Below are 22,277 nucleotides of genomic sequence, written 5' to 3'. Positions count from 1 at the left end.
ATGACCTGTGCGCTCATGGCCGATTCGTGAGAAACGACGAGAATTGCCGAAACCTTCATCGCGACCGACGAAACGCCCGGCCGCCGCTATGGGTTACCGCCTGAGCCAGTCCACCGCCCGGGCGGCGGCGAAACCGATGAAGGCGTCACGCTCGGGAACTCTCGAACGGGCGTCGACGGCCCTGGTGAAGACGCCGACCGCGTACCGGCCACCGTCCGGGTACTCCACCACGCCGATCTCGTTGCGCAGCGAGGGCAGCGTGCCGGTCTTGCCGCTGATCCTGACGTCGTCGTCCGCGAAGCCGGAGCGCAGCCGGTGCGGCCACACCTGCAGTTCCAGCCAGCGCCGGACGTCGGCGCACGCCGTCGCGGGTGCCGCTTCGTCACGCCAGATCAGGCCCAGCAGGCGGGTGCTCTCCGCGGCGGTGGTCCGGCAGGTCTCTTCGGGTGTCAACGCGCGCAGCTTGGCCAGTTGTTCGGCCGGCATCGCGGCCAGGATCCGTTCGTCGTCCTGGTAGTCGATCCCGAGGTCCTCGCCGATCGTGCGCAACAGGTCCCCGCAGTCGTGGGGGACGGCCGTGTGCGGGAGGTCGAGCCGGCGCAGCGTCCCGGCGACCGCGGCCTTTCCTACCTTCCCGAGGATCAGGTCCGTGGCGACGTTGTCGCTGATGCCAATCATCAGGACGGCGAGGTCGTACCAGGACATCGTGACGTCGTGGCGGAACGTCGCGAGGCCGTACGGACTGGCGGTCGGATGTCCCGGTGGCACCGTGATCCGCTCGGCGAGGTCGAGTTCACCGTCGGCCGCCTGCCGGGCAAGTTCCACTGCTACGGGAACCTTGAACACGGACGCGGTGACCACCGGCTCGTCGGCGTCGATGCCCACGTGTCGCGGGCTGTCCAGATCGGCCGCGTGCAGCCATACCTGGACGCCGGCTTCCGCCGCCCGCCCGGTGATTGTCTCGACCAGTTCCGATTCGGTGACCATGGGGTCCCTTCTCTCTGTCGGGGTGGATTTCTGTCCGGACGGGATCTGTTTCCCGGGTACACCGGTCGACTACTTGGTGCCGGTCGACTCCTTGGTGCCGGCAGACTCCTTGGTTCCGGCCGGCGGGAAGTTGAACTGTTCGGCTCGCTGCGGGACCCAGAACGCGATCACCGCGGTGAGCAGCGTGGTGCAGATCAGGAATCCGAACGCGGCGGTGTAGGAGAACGCGTCCGCCAGCCAGCCCATCGCCAGCGGCGCGATCACGCCGGCGACCTGGCCGCCGAAGTTCGTCATTCCGGAGCCGAGGCCGGCCACCGCCGTGGGAAGCACCCGCAGCGGAAGGCCGAAGACGCACATCGTCGCCATCCCGAACACTCCGACGGCCAAGGTCTCGTAGAGAGTGAACGTCGCCGCGCTGCCCGCCGACACCATCAGAACGAGCAGGACCGCGGTCACCGTCGCGATGGACACCAGGTACCACCTGGCCTTGTCATGGAAGTACCGGTCGAACAGCCAGCCGCCGAAGATGGTCGTCGCGAAGCCCACCAGACTCGGGATCGCCGACAGCACCCCGGTCTCGTTCAGCGACAGGTGTCTGGCCTCGAGCAGATAGCTGGGCACCCAGGTGACCAGGCCGTAGCTGAGCATGTTCATCGCGCAGAACAGCACCGCGAACTTCCACACCGCCGGGGACCTGAGTACTTGTGCGCGCGAGACTGCGGGCGTCGTCGCCGTCGTCTGCGGAAGCCGGCTCAGCCGGTCCGGCAGTGCCTTGGGCAGAAGCGCCCACAACCCGATGCCGATGGCCGCGCCGCAACCCGCCATCCAGAGGAAGGTGTGCCGCCAGCCGATGCCCGTCAGCAGCGGGGCGACGAGCAGGGGCGCGAGGCCGGCGATCCCGCTGGCGGACAGCATCACGCTCGTGGCGGTCCCCCGTCTCGCCGGTGTCGTCCGTTCCGCTATGGCTTTGAACGACGCCGCCGGGAAAGCGCCCTGACAGGCACCGAACAGACCGCGGAACAGCAGGAGCAGACCGAATGTGCCGGCCATCCCGGTCAGCGCGGTGAACAGCGACCACAGCACGAGCGTGATCAGCATGGGTCCGCGGGAGCCGTACCGATCGGCCAGGAAACCGGCGGGTATCTGGCAGATCATGTAGACCAGCGCGAAGACGGTGACGAGCGAGCCCTGTGCCGTCTTGCCGAGTTGGAACTCCTCTCCGATCGACGGCAGAGCCATGCTGATCGAGAAACGGTCGATGTAGTCGATCGACCAGGCGCACAGCATGACCACCATCGTGATCGTTGCCGTCCGGTTGACCCGCTTCGGTGTCCAGGTGTCCTCGGTGATCACCGCCGTCATGGCTACCTCCGTACCGTTGCGTCGGGGTTGATGGCCCATCCTGGACATCAGGTGACGCAGCGGGTTCGTGGAGTTCCACAAACCTTCAGGTGGTGTTCGGGCGGTGCGGACGAACGTTGTCCTCGTGCGGCCTCCGGCTTCTACTCGTGGTGGCGAGCAGGGTGGAGCCGGAGTTGCAGCATCGCCGCGAACCGCTCGCCGGGGTCGTCCAGATTGATCTCACCGACCTCCGCGACCCGTCGCAGCCGGTACCGGAAGGTGTTGGGGTGCACGTACGCCGCGGCGGAAGCGGCGGCGACGTCGCCGAAGGCGTCCAGCCAGCACGAGAGCGTGTGGACGAGCTGCGACTGGTGCCGGGCGTCGTAGTCGAGCAGGCGGGCGACGGGGCCGGTCGCCACGTCCCCGCGCGCGGCGGCCAGGTCGGCGAGGTCGAGCATGAGTGCGTCGACGTGGACCTCCTCCGCCGTGGCCACGCGCCGGGCGCCCCCGTTGGCGAGCAGCACCCGCAGCGCGCGGTCCGCGCCGTCACGCGAGCGGCTGAGCACGGAGCCGTCGGGAGCGGGCGGGCCGATGCCGATCGCCGCGTCCACGCGCTGCCCGGTGCGCTCGAGGAAGGTCGACGCGACGCGGACCGACCGCTCCCGGCAGTCCGTCTGGCTCCCCGGCATCGGCACGATGCCGTAGGCCACGTCGCCCACCAGCGCCACGGCCGAGCGCGCCTGGACCGCGCTCAGATGCATGGCCAGCGCGTCGGCGACGCGCTGGCGGTCCGCGACCCGGCGCAGACCGTCCTCCGTCGACGGATCGGCTTCCGATCCGCCGAACAGCCCCAGGGCGAGCACGATCGCGGGCTGTCCCACGAGCCCGAGCCGCGCAATCGCCTCCGGTGCCCCGGTGCCGCCTTCCAGCGCGGTGCTCACCAGATCGGCGCGCAGCCTGCGTTCGACATCGGCGCCCGCGCGCAGGCGCAACATGTGGAGCGCGACGAGCTTTCCGGCGTCGATCAGCGCCTGCGTCCGCTCCTTGGACAGGGGCCCGGGCACCGCGGCCCAGATCGAGCCGAGGATCTCGTCGCCGGCCCGCACAGCGAGCGCCACCCGGGGAACGGTCATCGACTCGTCGTGGAGCGGATCGACGTACACGGGCGCATGGCCGCGATGAAGTCGCTCGAAGACGCCGTTGCGCGCCAGGCCCAGGGTGAACCGTTCCGGTACCTGGCGCCCCAGGATCGTCTCCACGCGGGACTGGTCCGCCTCGTCCTGGCGGCCGGAGAAGGCGAGCACGCGTGAGCTGCGGTCCTCGATGGTGACCGGCGCGTCCAGGAGCGCGGCCACGGCGTTGGCCAGCGCGAACAGGTCGCCCGACGGCATGCCGCCCAGCGTCTGCGGTGAGATGTCGCCGATGTCTCCCTCGACGAGCAGGGTGCGGAGCATGGCGGCGACCTGCGCCCAGGAGGCTCCGCGGGTGAGTCCGAGCAGGGCGACGCCGGACTCGTCGGCGGCCCGCCGGATCTCCACGGTCGCGGTGAACGGTGACCGGACGACGAGCGCTGCCGCGCCCTTGCTGCCGAGGTCGTACAGGAGGCGGACCACGTCGTCCGGTTCGTGGACGCCCACACCCAGGACGACTGCCCGCGCCGGGAACTGCGCCTCGTCGAGCGGGTCGTGGATGACTACGCCGCTCAGTTGCCGGCGCGTGCTCCCGCCGCCGGCGATCGACTCCAGCAGCACGTCCCCGAGGTCGTCGAGGACGCGCGCCAGGCTTGTGTGTGGCTTGCCAGACGTCGGTGTCAGCACCGCCCAAAGGTAACTCCGGGCGCACCGGAACCTGTTGGTCCGATCCGACCGGATTTCACGGCGAATTCGTCGCGTGCTACGAACCGAGCCACACCTTCGAGGTCGTGACCTCCGCCAGCAGGTCGGGAATCGGCGTGACACCGAGGCCCGGCCCCTGGGGCACCGGCAGGTGTCCGTCCTTCAAGACGAACGGTTCGGTGATGTCGGTCCGGTAGAACCGGTCCGACGCCGAGGTGTCTCCGGGCAGGGTGAACCCGGGCAGCGAGGCGAGCGCGACGTTGGCCGCCCGGCCGAGCCCGGTCTCGATCATGCCACCGCACCACACGGGGATCCCATGGGCGGCGCAGACATCGTGCACCCGCCGCGCCTCGAGGTACCCGCCGACCCGGCCGGGCTTGATGTTCACGATGCGGCAGGCGCCGAGCGTGATCGCGTCGGCAGCGGAGCGGGCGGACACGATCGACTCGTCGAGGCAGACCGGCGTGCGGATGCGACGGGACAGCTCGGCGTGGCCCAGGAGGTCCTCCTCGTCCAGGGGCTGCTCGATGAGGAGGAGCTCGAAGGGATCCAGACGGGCGAGCTGGGACACGTCGGACAGGGTGTACGCCGTGTTGGCGTCGACCTGCAGCAGCACGTCGTCGCCGAAACGCTCCCTCACCGCTCGCACCGGCTCGACGTCCCAACCGGGTTCGATCTTCAGCTTGATCCGCACATAGCCGGCGTCGAGATAGCCGCCCACCACATCAAGGAGTTGGGGGACGGAGTCCATGATGCCGACCGAGACCCCGCACGGAACGGAGTCCCGTGCGGACCCGAGCGCGGCGGCGAAGGACAGGTCGTGTGCTCGCAGTTCGGCGTCGAGCACGGCCATTTCGAGCGCGGCCTTCGCCATCCGGTGACCCTTGAACCTGGCCAGAAGGGGCGCGACCCGGCTCGCGGTGCCCTCGCCCGCCTCCATCAGGGCCGGGACCAGGAAGTTCCGCAGCACGTGTTCGGCACCGTCGACGTATTCCGAGGAGTAGAGCGGCCCTCCCATGGTGACGCACTCGCCCCAGCCCTCGCCGTTCGGCGTCACGACGCGTACGAGCAGCAGTTCCCGTACGTCCTGCGTACCGAATGACGTCCGGAACGGTGCCACCAACGGCATCTGCACACGCAGAAGTTCCACACCACTGGGCTTCATGACGGCTTCTCCCTTGAGACCACGTACCATCCGGCACGATCGAATCCGACGACCCTGGCTTCCTCCGCCATCAGGCCTCCCAACACCTCCCGCAGCGCGACGCGCCACGCCTGGCCCCGGCCCGGGTCCGTGCGCCGGAGTGTCTCGATGTCCGGCGGCACACCGACCAGGACGACCGGCCCGTCGGCCACTGCGGTCAGCGGGCCCCCGTCAGGTGCGACGGACAGGGCGGCTGCCGCACCGTGCTCCCGCAGCGCGGCGGCATCGACCCGGGCGGGCTCACCGAGCGAGGCGGCGGAGGCCACCGGGCCTGACAGGTCCCAACGGACCATCAGCCGGTCGGTGTCACCGGCGCCGTTGATGCCGTCGCGCATCGGCCCGTAGAAGTCGGGCAGGTAGCGCGCCGGACCGGCGCCGAGCTTGGCCAGGTTGAAATGCGCGTTCCGCCGGACCAGGGGATCGAACGTCCAGGTGATCAGCGAGACGTGCTGGCGCAACGCCCAGGCGCGCTGGTGCAGTTTGAGGGCGAACCCGATCCCCCGGCCGAGGCCTCGCGGCGCGACCCCGGCGATGTGACTGTGCAGGCTCGCCTTGGCCGGGCTACCGAAGAAGCCGAGGCAGGCTCCCAGGAGCTCGTCCCCTTCATACGCCCCCGCGACATAGTTCCCCGCCGCGGCCATCGCCCGCAGCAGCTCGGTCGTCACCGGTTGGGCACCGGCGCCCGGCTGCCAGATCGAGGCGAAGAGCCAGCAGACCTCGGTCAGGTCGGACACCTCGGTCAGGTCCCGGATTTCCACACGTGAGGCGGCGGCCGCAGCGGTCGCGGCGGCCAGCGCGGCTGCACTCACAGCCGGGGAAACCAGAGCTGACTCATGTGTCGCAAGATCGGTCACGGGACTGTCCTTTCCGGGCTTGCCTGGCGGGCCACGGTGGTGCCGCGCCAGGGTTGTCCGCCGCGTTCGTCGTGGCGCACGGAGCTCATTTCGCCGACACGGCGTCGATCAGGGCGGTCAACAGGGCAGTGCGCCGCGGCAGTTCGGCGACGACGACATGTTCGTCGTCGGCGTGCGCACCGCCGCCCACGGCACCGAGGCCGTCGAGGGTGGGGACCCCGAGTCCGGCGGTGAAGTTCCCGTCCGAGGCACCGCCGACAGCGGCGGCGGTGAGATTTCCGAGACCGAGTTCGGCAGCGAGCGTCGCGGCGAGGTCGAACAGCCCCGAGGACGCGTCCGCCTGCAGCGGCGGGCGGTTGATGCCACCCGAGATCCGGATCCGCGAGCCGTCGAGTACGGGCCTCAGGTCCCGCACGGCCTGATCGACCCGCCGCTGTTCCGCTTCGTCCCACACACGTACGTCGACCGCCACGCCGGCACGCGCGGGAACGGTGTTGGTCGTGGTACCGGCGGACAGGGCCGTCGGCACGACGGTCGTACCCCGTTCGGCGTCGGCGAGTGCGGCGACGGCGAGGATCTGGTGCGCCACCTCCACTCCGGCGTTCACACCCTTCTCCGGTTCGAGCCCGGCGTGCGCGGCCCGGCCGTCCACGTCGATCCGGTACAGGGAGACGCCCTTGCGGCGGCACTTGAGCGCTCCGCCGTCGGCCGACGCCTCCAGCACGAAGACCGCTTCGCAGCCGCGAGCCTCATCCTCGATCAGGCGCCGCGACGACGGGGAGCCGATCTCCTCGTCGCCGGTGACGAGGACCGAAAGACCCGAGCGGTTCCCGGCGGCCGCGGCGGCGTGCAGCGCCATCACGACGCCCGCCTTCATGTCGAAGCAGCCCGGCCCGCGCAGCACTCCGTCCAGGACGGAGTACGGGTGCGTCTCCAGCGATCCGGCGGGCCACACGGTGTCGTGGTGCCCGAGCAGCAGCACACGCGGCGCCTCGCCGAAGCGCCACCTCAGATGCGTACACCCGTCGATCACCACGCGGTCCGGTTCCGCGTCCAGCAGCCTGCGCCCCAGCGCCGCCACGACGTCTGCGCTGCGGGCGACGGCTTCGTGATCGGAGGACGGCGACTCGCACCGCACCAGGGTCTCGATGTCGGCGAGGAGCGCCTCCACCGTCACTTCGGAACGCGTCGCCGTCATCGCGGCTCACCTCGCAGCGGCTGTCCGGCGAGCGCGTCGACTTGAAGCTCCCCCGCACTGACCACCGGAACACCACCGACGAACAGGTGCCGCACGCCAACGGACGGCCGCGTGGAGTCGAAGTAGGTCGCGCAATCGGTGATCGTCACCGGGTCGAGGACGACGATGTCGGCGTCCGCGCCGACGCCGAGGTGTCCCTTCCCCCGCGCGCCCGGCGCCACGTCGTCGAGGACGCGCGCCGGCAGGTGGGCACAGCGCCGGAACGCCTCCGGCCAGTCCCAGGCGCCGCTCTCCCGCACCATCACGCGCAGCGTCTTGGTGAACGTTCCCGCGGTGCGTGGGTGCGTCGTTCCCCCGGGCGGCAGCGGCCACTCGGTGCTGTCGTTGCTGCCGTCGGGCCAGTAGACCGGCATCGCGTCACTGGCGACGATCGCGTCCGGGAAGGCCAGCGCCTGGTGCAGCATCGCGAGATCGCACGAGTTGCCCTCGTCGAGTAACTCCAGAATGCAGGGCGCCCCGGGGTCAGTGTTGCGCAACTGCCGCAGGCGCCCCTCGTCGGCGATGCGTTCGCCCGATTCGAGCATCACGACGCTCGACGGGGACAGGCCCTTCATCCGCAGGCGTTCGGCGTCGAGGAAGGCCGCGCCGATCGCGGTGCTGCCCGCCCCGTAGGGGTAGGCCTCGACCGTCACCCGGGATCCCGACCGCCGTGAGCCGTCCAACGCGCCGAGTACCCGGTCGATGTGGTGGCCCGACGTGCTGTTGACGTGGCAGTGGTGCATCGCGGCGCCGGTCTCGGCCGCGGCGATGACGATCTCCTCGGAGCCGTCCGCCGGAGTGCCGGGATCCACCTCGACCAGCTCACGGACGTGGGTGTACGTCGGCACACCGGCCTTCGCGGCGAGCCGGGCGACGGCGAGGAACTCGGCCGGATCACTGTGCGGCGCGTACCCGAGGAGGACTCCGATACCGAGCGCTCCTACGGCCAGTTCACCCTCGATCAGGGCCAGCCATTCGGCGAGTTCACGATCGGTGGAGGAGCGCTGCCATGCGGGGTTTCCCAGCACCGCGAGGCCGCTCCCGATCTGTGCGTCGGGCTGAATACCGGCGAGCACCTGGGCCCGGGCGCCGCCCCACGAGGCGGAAAAGCCGTAGTGCAGCGGGCGTCCGTCCGCGGCGGCCTCGGCGTACGCACGCCCGATGGGCATGAGGCCCGACTCCAGGTCGAGGGCCGTCGTCACACCGTCCATGGCCTGCAGCCGCTGCCCCGCGACGGAGTGCACGTGGCTGTGCAGGTCGACGAACCCCGGACCGACGACCAACCCCGTGACGTCGACGACCTCGCATCCCGGTGGCACGTCGAGCCCCGCGGCCACAGCTCTGACCACGCCGTCGGACACGAGGACGTCGGCGATGCCGTCGAACCCTGTTCCCGGATCAATGACACGGCCGCCACGCAAAAGTGTCTGCACGCTTTCGTCTCCTCGTCGAGGACGCACTGGAGCACCTGCTGGTCTCCAGTGCGACCCTAGGAGGGGGATCAGGCACCGCTGTTGGTCCATGCCGACGAATCCGTGGCCGCCTGTTCATACGCGCCGACGAACCCGGCCCGGAGCACCGCGAATGCCCCGGGTCGCACGTAAACGGCCACTGCCGTCCGGCCGCCGCTTCCGTGGGGTGGCCGCGGAGCAGCGCACGCGTGGGCAGACCGGTGGCAGCCAGGCCGAGGAAGACCGTGTCGGCCACCAAGGCGACCGCCGCGCCGGCGGAGATTTGAGGTGCGGCACCGGTGAGGCCGCGGGCGAGGGGAATGAGCGTGGTCCAGGCGATGCCGGCGCCGAGCCGGAGACCAGTGGCGGCCACCAGGAGTGCTTCCCAGCGCATCGTGCTCGGCTCCTGCAGTCCGGTACGGGGTGGGGAAAACCCCGGTCCGAGCTCAGACGGAGGCGGTCGCGACCGCGAGGCCGAAGCCGATCAGCACGACGCCTGTGGTCCGCCCCGGAGCGCGGCGGATCCGCGGCTTCTCGAGGGTCCGCTCGCCCTTGGACAGCAGGAACACGTAGCTGCCCATCCAGGCGAGCGTGAGTGCGGCGTGGAGGACGACGAGGAGCGTCATGGCCAAGGTTGCCGGAAGTCGGGGCGGCGCCAGCGTGGGGAGCAACCCGGTGTAGAAGACGGCGATCTTCGGATTGAGAACGTTGCTGACCAGTCCCGTCCGCCATGGGCTCCCCGTGGGCCGGGCCCCGGTACTGCCGGGACGGGTTGCGATGGCGGGCGCGGCGGGGCGGTTCTGCCACAGTGCCTGCGCGCCCAGGAACACCAGGAAGCCGGCGCCCAGGAGCTTGACGGTCAGGTATGTCGAGGGCGAGGCGGCGAGTCCGGCCATCGTGAGCGCGCCCCAGACCAGCAGCCCGGACGCGATCCCGCCCACGGTCCGCAATGCGTCCGCGGGCCCCGCCGAGAGAGCGCGCCGGGTCACCACGGCCATGTCCGGGCCGGGCACGACGGTCAGCAGGCCGAGTACACCGACCGCTGCTGCGACATGGGTCAGCATGTGGCCTTCGGCGGTCACTGGGTCGCAGCGGATCTGTTCGGACGCTGCGGAGGCGGAAGCAGGAGCGGCATTGAGGAGCATTGCGGCGCCAACCCCGGGGGACGCGATGCAGCACGTCGTAGGGGAGGAGCGGCCAGGGTCACCAGGCGCTGCTCCACCCGGTTGTGCTGGAATACGAGTCCAGCAGGTCCACCACGAAGACCAGGGTCGAGCCCGGCGGGATCAACGGTGAGGGCGACTGATTGCCGTAGCCGAGACGCGGGGGAACGATGATCTCGCGCCGACCGCCGACCTTCATCCCCCTCACCCCCCGGTCCCAGCCCTTGATGACCTTGCCACCGCCCAGGGCGAACTTGAACGGCTGGCCCCGGTCCCAGGAGGCATCGAACTCCTTCCCGGACTCGAAGGTCACCCCGACATAGTGGACCCTGACCACCATGCCCGGTTTCACCTCAGCCCCGTCCCCGACGACCAGGTCCCGGATGGTCAGCTCGGTAGGAGCGTCACCCTCCGGAACGTCGACCTCGGGCTTCGTCAGTTCACTCATTGCCGCCTCATCACTCTCCGTCGGAAGCCGTCGCACGGATCAGCCGGGCACATGGACACTCCATGCAGCAGATGGTCACGCTACCGAGAATGCCGGTCCCCGGAGCACACCAGATCCAGCGGCCACACGTGGTGATCTTTTGCACTGCCGATGAACGCGACCGGCACGCACAGGTCACGCAGTAATCGCCAGAACGAGACGTGGTGCAGACGGCTGTCGGCACATTGCGAAACATGTCGACCGAACGTGGGACTTCGCAGGCACAACTCTCTGCAACAAGCAGTCCGAGCGCCCCCGCACCGTCCGCTCCATCCGAGCCCTCGTCCTGCGCCTGACCCGAGAGAACAGCACCTGGGGCCACCGCCGGATACAGGGCGAACTCGCCCGCCTCGGCTACCCGATCGCCCCGTCCACAGTCTGGGAGATCCTCCACGCAGCCGGCATCGACCCCGCCACGCAACGCTCCGGCCCGACCTGGCAGCAGCGCGAGGAGGAGGGAAGGCACCGGGAGCTGGAGGGCGGCCTATAGTCGATCTCATGAGTCGTTGGCAGGAACTGACCGGTGGCACATCCGGACACGAGTACGCCGCGCGCTTCGCCGCGCTGGCCCGCAACGGCAAGGATGTGCATGGTGAGGCGCGCTTCTGTGCGGCCCTGGTGCCCGCCGGGGCACGGGTGCTTGACGCCGGGTGCGGTACCGGACGGGGCGCGATCCGGCTGGCGGAGCTGGGGTACGACTGCGTCGGGATTGACCTCGACGACTCGATGCTGGACGTGGCGCGGACTCACGCGCCGGAGCTGCCGTGGTTCCGGGCCGACCTCGCCGAGTTCGATCCGGCCCTGCTCGGCATCGCGGCGGACTTCGACCTGGTCCTCGCTGCCGGCAATGTCTTCCCACTGCTGGCCGCCGGTACCGAGGCCGCGGTGGTCAAGCGCCTGGCCGGGGCTTTGCGTCCGGGCGGGCTGCTGGTCGCGGGCTTCGGCCTGGACGCCGCCCACCTGCCCGTGCCGCCCGGCATCACGCTGCCGGAGTACGACGCGAGTTGCACTGCGGCGGGCCTCACCCTCGTTGACCGCTTTGCCACCTGGGACGCCGACGCCTACGACGGCGGTGGCTACGCCGTCAGTATCCATCGCACCAGCCCCTGACCCGGCCGCTCAGGTCCATGACCACCGGGGTGAGCGCCAGGCCTGCCGCGGCGGGGTTCTGAGAGCCGAGAAGAAGCCAGCGCCCGCTACGAGAGCGTGACTGCCTCGAGCGGCGTAGGGGTGGCTGAGGTCTCGCAGTGGATGTGAGCGTGCGCCGGGGGAGCTGGGTGATGTTGGCAACTGTGTTGCCGGGAAGGGGAATTGAGGTCCTCGTCGTGTGCGTACGGTCGGGAGCGGCAGCGGGATTCTGTCAGTAGCCTCGAACTGCGCGCTCCAGGTCTGTAGTTGCGCAAGTTGCCGTGCCATCGGTGCCGAAGTCCCGCGACGGCGGCATACGACTTTCGAGAGCTTGGACGGGGGGCGACCGCACCGCTGGGGGTCAAGGGGTCGCAGGTTCAAATCCTGTCGTCCCGACAGTTCGAACGTATCGAACGTCGCAGGTGAAGGGCCGTTTTCATAACGGCCCTTTTTCTGTTTCCGGGCTCGCTCCCTGGGAGCGCTGGAAGGGAGCGCGCTCGCTCCCGGTCCCCTTAACGGATTGCTCCCACTCGGGCCGCTGCCCACATATTCGATTCCTTGCCCACGCGTTCACATCCGTGTCCGTTTTGTGACTGCCGGCTCCCCGTCGTTCGGGGGGTCTTATGGGTATGGGCTAGCGCTCTTCGCGCGGGCCACACTCGCTCCCAGTGGGAGCGGGGCTGGGAGTGGCGTCCCCATAACGGGAACCGATGGTATGGGGCCATGCGAAATCTTGGCCCCATGTCCGATTCCCGGGACCCCATATGCCGGATTCGTGCCCGGGTCTGTTGTGCGCCGCATCGAGAAGTTGAACGCGGTTGGGAGAATTGCGGGATGGCGGCGGGAGTGATGTGGCCCCACCCCAGCGTGTTGGGCGAACCCGGCCTGGTGGGCGAAAGTCATCCATATCGGCGGATTCGGATATTCGGCTGTGCGGAATGGCGTTGGTGAGCTCGCCTCGGGGCCGCCCGGAGACGCAGCGGCAGTGCCTGGTTCGGGCATCCATACACTCCTCTCGTCAGTGCATACGTTCGGGTGCTGCGGTCGAAGGTGGGGGATGCGGTGTCTGGGGTTGAAATGCGGAGGGTCTGGAGGCCGTCTGCTACGGATCTCTGGGCAGGGCCACGTCCTCTGTGGTGGACCGCTGGCCCGGCAGGAGAACTTGCTGTTCTGCTCGTCCATCGGAAGTACCTACGCCGAAGCCGATATGTAAAGGGCTGGGTTGGATGGGGGCCGAAGGTCCCCTTCGACGGGGTGCTCGTGATTCGCCAGGCTGACGGGTCAGTTCAACGCCGACCTATCAAGGATGTGCCTGTCCGTCCCAGCCACATCGCTCTTCTCCCGAAGTCCCGACTCCTCATAGCAAGCGGCCGTGCGCGCAAGGAGGAGTCGGGAGCGTGGAAGCCGAACGCCGTGGTGTTCTCTCTGGAAAGCGGCGAGCAAGAGGGCACCTTCTGCATCGGCGACGACATCCCCGCATTGGTGACCGATCGCGAGGGATCGATCTGGACGGCTTACGGGGATGAAGGCATCTACGGGGGGCATCCCGAGTCCGCAGCCGGTCTTGCCGGCTGGAATACCGAAGGACACGCAACGTGGGCCCCGGAAGGTCGCCTTCCCGACCTGCCCCTGCAGGGCTGCACCGCTGCCACCGAGGACGACCGGGTGTGGCTGATCTGGTACTCCGGCAGCCGGCGCGGCGGCACGTTCCTGACGCAGATCATCCCCTCCACGGGTGAGGTGACCAGCTGGCCCAGCCCTGTACGTAACCCGGACGGATTCGCGGTACGCGGCCATCGAGCAGTCCTGACCAGGCGCGTTCACAATCATCGGTCAACCGAGGTGGTCCGGGCTGAGCTGGTTGGCGATACATGGAGAGTGACCGAGCGGCACAAGGTTGGAGTGCCTGGCCGGGTTGTCATGCGCTGCGGTCAAGGTCGTGATGGTTTTCTGTGGCTTCGCGCTGGCGACACGTGGCTTCGCATCAAAGCCTCATAGCGGCAGAGCGGCGCGCAGTTCATGGTCTGCGTATCGCCTCGGCTGCGTAGGCGGCCCTGACGGCTCCGGCAGCCCACCGTTCAGCCGCGAAGGGGCTGATGCCGAGAAGGCGTTCGAGGATGACTGGAAGCATCTGAACGCAGATGTCGAGGAGGGCCGCGCATGGGCCAGCGTAATAACATTGGGATCTATTAGCGGCAGAGCGGCTGCTTGAGGGGCGATGTGCCGGGTCGCCTCTGGGCTCCCAGGGCCGGGGTGTCAGTGGTTCATGCAAGGGTGCGCCCATGGAACCTTCGGGAGTGATTGAGGCATTGTGGGATCGGATCGAGGCGCGCGATTGGTCAGGTGTCGCCGACTTGGTCGCAGAGGACGTCGTGGTCGAGTGGCCGGCCAGCGCGGAGCGCATCGTTGGCAACAAGAACTTCGTCGCGGTGAACAGCGAATACCCGGGGGGCTGGTCGATTCGGGTGCTGCGGATCGTGGCTGACGGCAGCGAGGTGGTCTCCGAAGTCGAGGTGCCGCATGACGAGTTCGGCGTGTTCCGTGTGGCCTCGTTCTGGACCATCCAGCAGGGACGGATCGTGCGTGGCCGGGAGTACTGGACGAGTGTTGGGGCTGATCCGCGCCCGGAGTGGCGGGCGGCTCTGGTTGAGCCCATGTGAAGCGGTTGCCGCTCGCAGCGACGTTCCGGCTGATTTGGTCGTGCCGTAGCAAGAGCCGTGCGGGTTGGGTGAGTTGTGAAGCTGACCTGGGCCCGCGTGGCTTGCTCCCATCCTGCCCTCCGGTGTCTCCCGCGCACACTTCCGCGAGTTGTTCGCCGAACTCGCCGCCCCGTGGGAGGCCGCGCGGCAGTCCGGACTTGGCGAAGCCCGAGGTGGGGAACGCCGCTGGGCGGCCGGCGCCGGGCGCAAGCCGAAGCTGGTCTTCTGCGACCGGCTGGTTCTTGCCCTGGGGCACCTGCGTCATCAACTGCCGCATGACGTCATGGCCGAGCTGTACGGCGTCGACCGCTCGACCGTCTCGACGGCGATTCGGCAGGTGCGGCCGTTGCTTGCGGCCCGGGGCTTCGCAGTGCCCGACCGGCCTGGAGTGCGGCTACGGACACTGGAGGATGTCTTCGCCTACGCCGAGGCCGAGGAATGTCGAGCTTCGGCTCGACGGCGCCGAGACGCAGGTTAGACGCCCGCGGGCGGGCCGACCCGGGCGGCGGGCCTTCGTCTCGGGCAAGCGCCGACAGAACACGATCAAGACCACCACGTTCAGCGACGGGCAGGGCCGCATGCTGCTGTCTGGGGTGGTCCGGCCCGGCCGGATGCCCGACCGGACGGCCCTGCGCACCGAGGGCATCGCCGAACAGCTCCGACTCCACCCTTCGGTGAAGTCCCAGGTCGACGCCGGGTACGCGGGGCTGGCCAAGGAGTTTCCCCGCCAGGTCACCGCCCCGCCCAAGAAGCCGAGGAACGAGGCGTGCGACGGTGACAAGCGGGCCTGGCACGAGGTGCGGCGCAGCAGTCCTCGGCCCGGATCTGTGTCGAGCACGCCAACGCCGAGCTGCGGCAGTGGGCACCCCTGCGGCGCTTTACCGGGCGCCGTGATTTCTACGAGGAGACCCACCTGGCGATCGCTGGCCTGGTCTCCGACCCGCTCCGCACAGCGGCCCACCCGGCGCCGGACGAGTACCGCACTCATCCTCGTCCGCAACGACGCCTGCTGATCACACCAGCCGAACCGCCAGGCCAGCACGTCCCGACCTCAATTTCCCCCGAGGTCGTTACCGTACGCCCGCTGGCTACTCATCAAAATGCGTGCTCGGTGTCCATTAGTGTCCATGGCACCTCGCCGTGCTGAAATCGTCGGGCCATGGACCTCCACGCGATTGCCGAGGAAACCGTGGCGGGAGTCCTCGTTGCGTTCCTGCTGGGTATCTCTCGCTGGGCGTACGCCCGCTGGGGCCCCGCCTCGGACACGACTTCCCCCGCCTCTCCTCCGACCACTAGGGAGCACTGCCCGATGGGCCGATCTGGACGCATCACTCCACCTGACCTGCCGCACGGACCCCACCGCGAGCTGGTGGACCTTATGCATCGTCTCCTCGTCCGATCCGGTCTGAGCGGTCGAGCTGCGGCCAAGACGGCCGGCGTGGCCCATGGCACTTTTCAAAAGGCGCTGAGCCAGCCGGAACTGCCCACGCTGAATACGACGATGGCCATCGTCCTGGCGCTGGCCGACATGTGTGATGGCAGCGATCAGTACCTGGACGATGTCGATAGTCGGGCCAAGGAGATGTGGCGGAAGGCGGACGAGGCGGCCGATGGACCGAACCCGATCGAGATAGCGGCCAAGGAGATGTGGACCGCCCTGATGACTGGATCCGGCGTCATGCCTGAGCTGGGCTATGAAATCCATTACGCGCTGGAGAAGGCTGCCGAGTGGTCTTGTTCCTACGGCCACGGATGGGTCTCTGTATGGATTGGCGTTACGGACTGGGATACGGAGGAGACCCTCAACGACGACAGGTCCTGGGAGGACAACGTCTGCCATGAGCTCAGCCAGCGGGTTGGAAAGCTCGTCGACATGTCGGTGAATGTTGAATACATCGGGGACCAGGAGTCGCCTGAGGGCTCTGACGGTTCTTCCTGACGCATCACGTTTGAAGGCGCGTCAGCTGCTGAGCCTCGGCACAGTCTCAGAGGCGGCAGGATCCAAGCGGGAGGGCACCGAGACGCGTGTCACGCTCTGCGCCTACCAACACGCTTTGCAAGTCTGTTGGTGGTTCAGAGGTTTGGTTGCAGGGGTGTTCACCTGAGTTCACGGGGAGTCCCCTGCCGAGGTGCGGCTCGCACACGGTCTTGTCCGAACGGCCGTGAACGGGGCAGCTGAATGAGACGGAAACTGAGACGGTGCTCCGCCGGCGCTGTGGCGCGGAAGGCGGTACTCGCTGAGTGTTGAAGGCCTGGACAATAATGCCCCGGACTCAGCAAACGGCTCCCCTCTCTTCGAGCGACTTCGCAAGGCCTTCGAGCTCACTGGCTGACCCTTCTCACACGAACGCCCAGCGGCAAGTGAGCGTTTCCCGGCGCATGTCTTGGGGTGTGGCTTGGCGAACGTGCTCCGCGAGTTCGAGTCGTACTACAACGGACATCCGTTGCCACGAAACGGCTTCTGAATTCCGGTGAGCGTCCGTGCCCGGTCTCCTTGGCGACGTCCATCCACTGCATGCCCACTTCTTCGATGCCGCACATCGCTGTTCGGAGGGCATCGGCAGCGCCGGTCTGTTGGGCCACAGAGGCGTTGGAGTGCCCGGCGGCGGACCTGCTCGTCAACGGAGTTCGCCGCCGACCGCGATCTGTGTGATCTTCGGCTCCGGGGTCGGAATGATCACGGGCGGATTCAGTCTCTGCGTCTTGCAGTGGTGGATCGACAGCGACGACTGACGCGAGGAGGTGACCGATGGGCAGAACGCTCCTCGGCTCCCTCGCCCGCCCCGCCGCCACCATCGCCAACCGCGCTCCCGTGGATTTCGCCGATGCCGCTCTGGAGTGGACCGAAGCGGTAGAGAAGTACCGGGCCGAGCTCCTTGCGAAGGACGGGCCCGATGAGGACTTGGCCGCTTGATCGGAGTGCAGGTAAACCACAAGGCGAAGGCGCTCAACGAAGCGGCTAAAGACCTGGACATCGACGGCTGGAAGCCAGCACTACGTTCTAGCGTCAGCGCGCGCCCATCGCATTCGGGCGACGGGGGCCGTTTTGTCATACTCGCTCGGCCAGCTCCCGCGCGGCGGCGAGCGCCGCATCCCACGGGTATGCCTTCGGCTTCCCGGATCCTGCCGGGTTGGGCTCGAACCCGCCATCGCCGTACAGGACCGTGACGCCCTGCTCGCGCAGTTCGGTGACGCTGCGGTCGAGCTGCCGGTGTTGGGCGTACGCGGCATTCACACACGGCATCGTCACTGTCGGAATGCCCTTGCCGATGCCTTCGGCGACGACGCCGACCACGAACGACGACGTGATGCCGAGCGCCCACGAGTTGATGCTGTTGAAGGTAGCCGGGGCAAACAGGATGACGTCGGCTTTGGGCCAGACATCCGGCTGACCCGGCAACTTGTACTCGCTACGCACCGGGTGACCGGTCATTGCTGCAAGTCCGTCGAGGCTCTCGTCGAGCCAACGCGCCGCGGTCGGCGTCAGCCCGAGGCAGACGTCCCACCCGTCGGCCTGCGCCGTCTCGATGACCCGCGCCATGTCGAACGCAGGGGGCGCGGCTGACGCGAACAGGTACAGGGTCCGTGAGGTCATGCTCTCATCTCATCCCGCACCGTTGATCACACGCAACCGCCCCCGCTCCGAGGGGAACGAGGGCGATTGCCGGTCCAGCGCCACGGAGCGCGGGTACCGTTCCAGGTGGTGAGTCAGGAACGGAGTTCCAGTATGCCCAGAGACGACCACGCAGGTGCCCGCATCGCGGAAGCCCGCAAGCTCGGCGGATATACGCAGCGCGGATTCGCCGACGTGATCGGCTTCTCCTACAGCCTGCTCCACCAAGTCGAGGGCGGCCACAAGCCAGCGTCCCCCGACTTCATCGCGGCATGCGCCAGGGCACTGCACATTGACGTCACAGCCCTGACCGGACAGCCGTACATGACCGAGCTGCAACAGGATCGCCTCGCTGAGCTGATCCGTCCCATCCGCGAGTCACTCGACCTGTACGATCTCGGCGCCGACCCCGACGTCACGCCCCGCTCGGCGGACGAACTCACTGTCGGCGGTGACCTGTTGTGCCAGCATGTCCGGGCAGCCAAGCTCACCGCCGCTGCAAAGGGCCTGCCTCGGCTGATCACCGAACTGACGACCGCTGTTTACCGCGCCCCCAGCACCGAACTGTGGCGCGCCCTCGCCTCTGCGTACCGCAGCGCCCACGACGTTGCCGTCAAGCTGGGGTTCTACGATCTGTCCACCATCGCCCTCGACCGCATGGACTGGGCTGCACAGCGCGCGTCCGATCCCCTTCTGGCCGCCGTCCGCCAGTACATGCGGGGCCTCGTCTACTTCCGCGAGGGCGAGCACACCATCGGCTTGCGCCTGGTCGCCGCCGGCCATCAAGTTCTGGGCCAGGCCGACGAGAGCACCGAGTGCCTCGCCGTGGCCGGACAGCTCCATCTGGGAGCCACGGTGATCGCCGCCAGGGCACGTGACGCCGGGCTGGTGGATACGCATCTCGCCGAGGCTCGACGGATCGCCAAGCGGACCGGGGACGCGTCCGAAGTGCACTGGCTATCCTTCGGGCCCGCGAACGTCGCGATCCATGAAGTGTCCGCGCTGGGCGAGCTCCGCCAGTACGGGCAGGCCGTCGAGAAAGCCCGCAAGGTGAAGATGCCCAACACGTGGGCGACGTCCCGCCGGGCGCACTTCTACATCGACCGAGCCCGTTCCGAGATGGAGATCGGACGATGTGAGGCCGCGCTGAAATCCCTGGTCCGGGCGCGGGAGGCTGCGCCACAGCAGACCCGCTATCACCCCGCTGCCCGCGAGACGATCCAAGGGCTCGTCCACCAACAACGCAAAACTCCCGACACCCTCGGGCACATGGCGGCATGGGTCGGCCTGTGAGTTGTCACTGAAGAGTGACAGTTAGGCCCCTCGCCAATCGCGACGCTGGTCACACAGCGAATCCGCGACGACGGCGGGGGCCGAGAATGAGCAGTCCCAGAGGAACCGTGCTGCCAGCACCCACGATCTGTGAGGTGATCGAGGCGGCGCTGTCCGCACCACGCGACTACCCCAGCCCCGAGCGGCTGCGGTACCTGTACGCGGCGGCACGGCAGGTGATTCAGGAGCTGACTCCAGTCGTGGCCGCGCAGGTTGAGCACGCGGCGCCCGGGCCCGAGCGCGCGTCGCGAGAGCGGGCGGTCGACGAGGCCGAGGCGGTCATGGGTGAGGGCCTGAGCCCGAGCCCACTCGCGGCGTCCCTCACGGTGAGCGCCCTCGGATGTGCGCTGTGGGGCCTCCACCAGTTCGCCGGCGGTGAGGCATGAGCGTCGAGGGTGTGCGCTTCTGCTGGTACTGCGACCAGCCCCTTACGGCGAACCAGAAGGTCAAGTCCTTCATGAAGGACTCGCCATCGGCGGGCGGCCTCACGGTCGAACTCCATGAGACGTGCGTCGAAAAGGCCCGCTACGTGAGGCGCACTCAGTGCAGCGTTCGCCGCTGACCCCGAACTGCCCTACCGAGCTGGAGGTCCGCTCGCCCCGTCCGGCGGACCTCCTCCCCATCCCATCTACCCGCACCGCCCCTCCGCGGAAGGAACGCTCGTGCACCGACTGATCGCCAGCCCGTTCCTCAGTGACTACCTCCTCCTGCACCTCGGTCATCCCTGCGGCGTCCGCATCCCTGAGGCCCGCTACAACGAGCTACGCGCCCTCACCGGGCTGGACGCCGCCCCGGTCTGGCTGCACGACGCCGCCCGCCAGGCATGGGGGCTGACTCTGGACCGGCCCCTGACTGCGGACCTCCTCGTCCGCGAGCGCTCCCGGTACGGGTACGCGAAAGCATCCTGGGAGATCAATCTCGGCTGCGACTACGACTGCGAGTTCTGCTATCTCGGAGAGAAGCGGTTCGAGGGCCTCGACTGGGAGGGCAAACAACAACTGCTCCGCACGATGCGCGACGCCGGCATCCTGTGGCTACAGATCACGGGCGGCGAGGCCCTCATCGACCGAGAGTTCGGCGCGGCCTACGAGTACGCCCACAAGCTGGGCATGATGGTGCAGGTCTCCTCGAACGGCTCGTCCCTACGGAAAGCTCCGATCCGTGAGCTGTTCGCCCGGCACCGCCCCTACCGGCTCACCCTCAGCGTGTACGGGGCGACCGCAGAAACCTACGACAAGGTCACCCGGAACCGCGGTGCGTTCGGCCGGTTCATCAAGGGCCTGGACGCCGCCCACGAAGACGCACTTCCTGTCCGCCTGAACGTCATCGTCTCGGACGACAACGCCCACGAGGTCGACGACATGGTCGCCCTGTGCAAGCGGTACGGATTCCCGCACCAGGTCTTCACGAACATGTCGCCGACGATCGACGGCGAGGCCAACCCCCTCGCCATACAGGCCGAGAGCCACATCACTCCGCGCAGCGTCTTCACCGGCTGCAACGCGGGCCACACCTTCTTCCACGTCAACCCGCACGGCATCGCGTCGATCTGCAAGGTCGGCCGCGACCCGAGCGTGAACCTGATCACCGAGGGTCTGGCTACCCTCCCTCGGCTCGGCCAGATCGCCGAGTCCCTACAGCTCCGCACCGGTGGCTGCTCCGGCTGCACAAAGGTCGGCACGTGCCGAACGTGCCGACCGCTGGCCAAGCTCTACCAGGAGGCGGGGGATCGACGAGAGCTCTACTGCCAACACGGAGGTTACGGATCATGACACCGCCCACCGCCACTATCGCCCCGCCGCGCGAGCCCGTGATGCTCACCATCAGCACCCGGCCGCCCGCGCACGCGACCGCTACCCCGCCGCTCCCGCTGACCGCGACGCCGATCCGCCCGGATGAGTTCCAGATCATCGCCGATCTCGACGTGGCCGCCGAGGGCGCTAGGTGCTCCTGCTCGGCCGGCGACGACCAGCCCTACTAGAACCGCACCCTGCACCACCGTGCCGCCCTGGCCCGTACTCTGGCCGGGGCGGCATCATCCCCCCATTCTCCGAGGATCAGCGCGTGCCCATCCCCCGCATCGCCTTCGAGCAGCTCCCCGCCGACACCCGCCGGGCCGTCGCCGACAAGACCGGCGCCGTGCATCAGGCCGTGACAGTGTCCGGCGGCATGAACTCCGGCATCGCCTCCGTCCTCGACACGGACTCCGGTCCGGTGTTCGTCAAGGGCATCCCCGTCGACCACCATCAGGTCGACGCGCAGCGCCGCGAGGCCGCCATTGCCCCGCACCTGCCCGCCTCCTGCCCCCGCCTGTTCTGGCAACTGGAGGCCGCGGGGTGGAGCCTGCTCGGATATGAGGTCGTCGACGGGCGCCATGCCGACTACGCGCCCGGATCCCTGGACCTCCCACTCGTCCAGGCCGCGCTCGCCGAGCTCCAGGCCGTGCGCGCGCCAGCCGACGTCGACATCAAGGAGGCCGCGGACCGGTGGAAGAACTATGCGCCGCCCGGAACGCTGCACTACTTCGCCGGCGGGGCGCTGCTCCACACCGACTTCGCCCCTGACAACATCCTGATCACCGGCGGCCGGGCCCGCCTCGTCGACTGGGCGTGGCCGACGCGTGGCGCCGCCTGGATCGATCCAGGGGCGCTTGCGCTGAGGCTCATGGACGCCGGCCACTCGATTGAAGAAGCGCTCAGCTTCGCCGACCGGTTCCCGTCGTGGCACAACGCCGAGCCCGGAGCGCTCGCAGCATTCGGGATGGCCACGGCCGCACTGTGGCGCGAGATCTCCGAGCAGTCGCCGACCGAGTGGAAGCAGGGGATGGCTCGCCACGCTGCCCTGCTCGCCGACCACCTGTCCGCGCGACGGTAGGTCAGACGAGGTCGCGAAGCGGGACGCCAAGCGCGTCGGCATGCGGATCAGGCTGTCGAGGATCGGGCTCGC

At 68.6% G+C, this 22,277-nt stretch carries 23 protein-coding genes and 1 pseudogene; 14 read left to right on the top strand and 10 right to left on the bottom strand.

Annotated elements, in window-relative coordinates:
• Positions 1-93: 93 nt before the first annotated feature.
• The 9 genes from OG698_RS10860 to OG698_RS10820 form a co-directional block, all read right to left on the bottom strand.
• Complete coding sequence (locus OG698_RS10860; RefSeq protein ID WP_266850921.1) at positions 94-987, bottom strand: serine hydrolase; 894 nt, start codon at positions 985-987, stop codon at positions 94-96.
• Positions 988-1,056: 69 nt separating this feature from the next.
• On the bottom strand, positions 1,057-2,349 hold the full coding sequence (locus tag OG698_RS10855; protein ID WP_116507071.1) for an MFS transporter: 1,293 nt from the start codon (positions 2,347-2,349) through the stop codon (positions 1,057-1,059).
• A gap of 140 nt (positions 2,350-2,489) precedes the next feature.
• Positions 2,490-4,145 (bottom strand): CdaR family transcriptional regulator, encoded by a 1,656-nt coding sequence (locus tag OG698_RS10850; RefSeq protein ID WP_266850917.1) that lies wholly within the window; start codon positions 4,143-4,145, stop codon positions 2,490-2,492.
• Between the two features lie 76 nt (positions 4,146-4,221).
• Positions 4,222-5,328 carry an o-succinylbenzoate synthase gene (menC, locus tag OG698_RS10845; RefSeq protein ID WP_326773172.1) on the bottom strand — a complete coding sequence of 369 codons (1,107 nt, stop codon included), beginning with the start codon at positions 5,326-5,328 and terminating at the stop codon, positions 4,222-4,224.
• Entirely contained in the window at positions 5,325-6,176 is an 852-nt protein-coding gene (locus tag OG698_RS10840) for a GNAT family N-acetyltransferase (RefSeq protein WP_206302029.1), read from the bottom strand. The genes menC and OG698_RS10840 overlap by 4 nt, the downstream gene beginning before the upstream one ends.
• 130 nt (positions 6,177-6,306) lie before the next feature.
• Complete coding sequence (locus tag OG698_RS10835) at positions 6,307-7,419, bottom strand: M20 family metallopeptidase (protein WP_406102884.1); 1,113 nt, start codon at positions 7,417-7,419, stop codon at positions 6,307-6,309.
• A complete protein-coding gene (locus OG698_RS10830) occupies positions 7,416-8,891 on the bottom strand; it encodes an amidohydrolase family protein (RefSeq protein WP_406102883.1) in 1,476 nt (491 codons plus the stop codon). The genes OG698_RS10835 and OG698_RS10830 overlap by 4 nt, the downstream gene beginning before the upstream one ends.
• 464 nt (positions 8,892-9,355) lie before the next feature.
• The gene (locus tag OG698_RS10825) at positions 9,356-9,973 is read right to left on the bottom strand and encodes a LysE family translocator (RefSeq protein ID WP_406110959.1); all 618 of its coding nucleotides are present in this window, start codon (positions 9,971-9,973) and stop codon (positions 9,356-9,358) included.
• Between the two features lie 139 nt (positions 9,974-10,112).
• Positions 10,113-10,520, bottom strand: a complete 408-nt coding sequence (locus OG698_RS10820; RefSeq protein WP_406102882.1) for an FKBP-type peptidyl-prolyl cis-trans isomerase — start codon at positions 10,518-10,520, stop codon at positions 10,113-10,115.
• Positions 10,521-10,836: 316 nt separating this feature from the next.
• On the opposite strand from OG698_RS10820, the pseudogene OG698_RS10815 reads away from it, so the two are divergent.
• From OG698_RS10815 to OG698_RS10780, 8 genes and pseudogenes are all read left to right on the top strand, one after another.
• Positions 10,837-11,004: pseudogene (locus OG698_RS10815) on the top strand (integrase); the annotation flags it as partial.
• Between the two features lie 53 nt (positions 11,005-11,057).
• Positions 11,058-11,669 carry a class I SAM-dependent methyltransferase gene (locus tag OG698_RS10810; protein ID WP_406102881.1) on the top strand — a complete coding sequence of 204 codons (612 nt, stop codon included), beginning with the start codon at positions 11,058-11,060 and terminating at the stop codon, positions 11,667-11,669.
• Between the two features lie 1,431 nt (positions 11,670-13,100).
• Entirely contained in the window at positions 13,101-13,685 is a 585-nt protein-coding gene (locus OG698_RS10805) for a hypothetical protein (RefSeq protein WP_406102880.1), read from the top strand.
• A 284-nt stretch (positions 13,686-13,969) separates the two neighbouring features.
• Entirely contained in the window at positions 13,970-14,347 is a 378-nt protein-coding gene (locus OG698_RS10800) for a nuclear transport factor 2 family protein (RefSeq protein ID WP_406102879.1), read from the top strand.
• 148 nt (positions 14,348-14,495) lie between these two features.
• Positions 14,496-14,864, top strand: coding sequence for a transposase family protein (locus tag OG698_RS10795; RefSeq protein ID WP_406102878.1), 369 nt, complete (start codon positions 14,496-14,498; stop codon positions 14,862-14,864).
• Positions 14,797-15,399 carry a transposase family protein gene (locus tag OG698_RS10790; RefSeq protein ID WP_406102876.1) on the top strand — a complete coding sequence of 201 codons (603 nt, stop codon included), beginning with the start codon at positions 14,797-14,799 and terminating at the stop codon, positions 15,397-15,399. Before OG698_RS10795 ends, OG698_RS10790 begins: the two co-directional genes overlap by 68 nt.
• A 296-nt stretch (positions 15,400-15,695) precedes the next feature.
• Positions 15,696-16,325, top strand: a complete 630-nt coding sequence (locus OG698_RS10785) for a hypothetical protein (RefSeq protein WP_406102875.1) — start codon at positions 15,696-15,698, stop codon at positions 16,323-16,325.
• Between the two features lie 810 nt (positions 16,326-17,135).
• Complete coding sequence (locus OG698_RS10780; protein WP_406102874.1) at positions 17,136-17,300, top strand: hypothetical protein; 165 nt, start codon at positions 17,136-17,138, stop codon at positions 17,298-17,300.
• Positions 17,301-17,435: 135 nt separating this feature from the next.
• On the opposite strand, the gene OG698_RS10775 is transcribed toward OG698_RS10780, so the two are convergent.
• Complete coding sequence (locus tag OG698_RS10775) at positions 17,436-17,981, bottom strand: flavoprotein (RefSeq protein ID WP_406102873.1); 546 nt, start codon at positions 17,979-17,981, stop codon at positions 17,436-17,438.
• A gap of 132 nt (positions 17,982-18,113) precedes the next feature.
• Between OG698_RS10775 and OG698_RS10770 the strand changes: the two genes are divergently transcribed.
• The 6 genes from OG698_RS10770 (at position 18,114) to OG698_RS10745 (ending at position 22,205) form a co-directional block, all read left to right on the top strand.
• Entirely contained in the window at positions 18,114-19,292 is a 1,179-nt protein-coding gene (locus OG698_RS10770; RefSeq protein ID WP_406102872.1) for a helix-turn-helix domain-containing protein, read from the top strand.
• Between the two features lie 107 nt (positions 19,293-19,399).
• Entirely contained in the window at positions 19,400-19,717 is a 318-nt protein-coding gene (locus OG698_RS10765; RefSeq protein ID WP_406102871.1) for a DUF6415 family natural product biosynthesis protein, read from the top strand.
• Entirely contained in the window at positions 19,714-19,893 is a 180-nt protein-coding gene (locus tag OG698_RS10760; protein WP_385190384.1) for a hypothetical protein, read from the top strand. The genes OG698_RS10765 and OG698_RS10760 overlap by 4 nt, the downstream gene beginning before the upstream one ends.
• Before the next feature lie 112 nt (positions 19,894-20,005).
• Positions 20,006-21,103 carry a radical SAM protein gene (locus tag OG698_RS10755; protein WP_406110957.1) on the top strand — a complete coding sequence of 366 codons (1,098 nt, stop codon included), beginning with the start codon at positions 20,006-20,008 and terminating at the stop codon, positions 21,101-21,103.
• Positions 21,100-21,312, top strand: a complete 213-nt coding sequence (locus tag OG698_RS10750) for a hypothetical protein (protein ID WP_406102870.1) — start codon at positions 21,100-21,102, stop codon at positions 21,310-21,312. The genes OG698_RS10755 and OG698_RS10750 overlap by 4 nt, the downstream gene beginning before the upstream one ends.
• 83 nt (positions 21,313-21,395) lie before the next feature.
• Positions 21,396-22,205: an aminoglycoside phosphotransferase gene (locus OG698_RS10745; RefSeq protein ID WP_406102869.1), complete on the top strand. Its 810-nt coding sequence runs from the start codon at positions 21,396-21,398 to the stop codon at positions 22,203-22,205.
• Positions 22,206-22,277 lie beyond the last annotated feature (72 nt).

The sequence above is a fragment of the Streptomyces sp. NBC_01003 genome (genome assembly GCF_045162695.1).
Lineage (GTDB): Bacteria > Actinomycetota > Actinomycetes > Streptomycetales > Streptomycetaceae > Streptomyces.
Note: the sequence above shows the minus strand (reverse complement) of the source record. Positions and strands in the feature narration are given on the sequence as shown.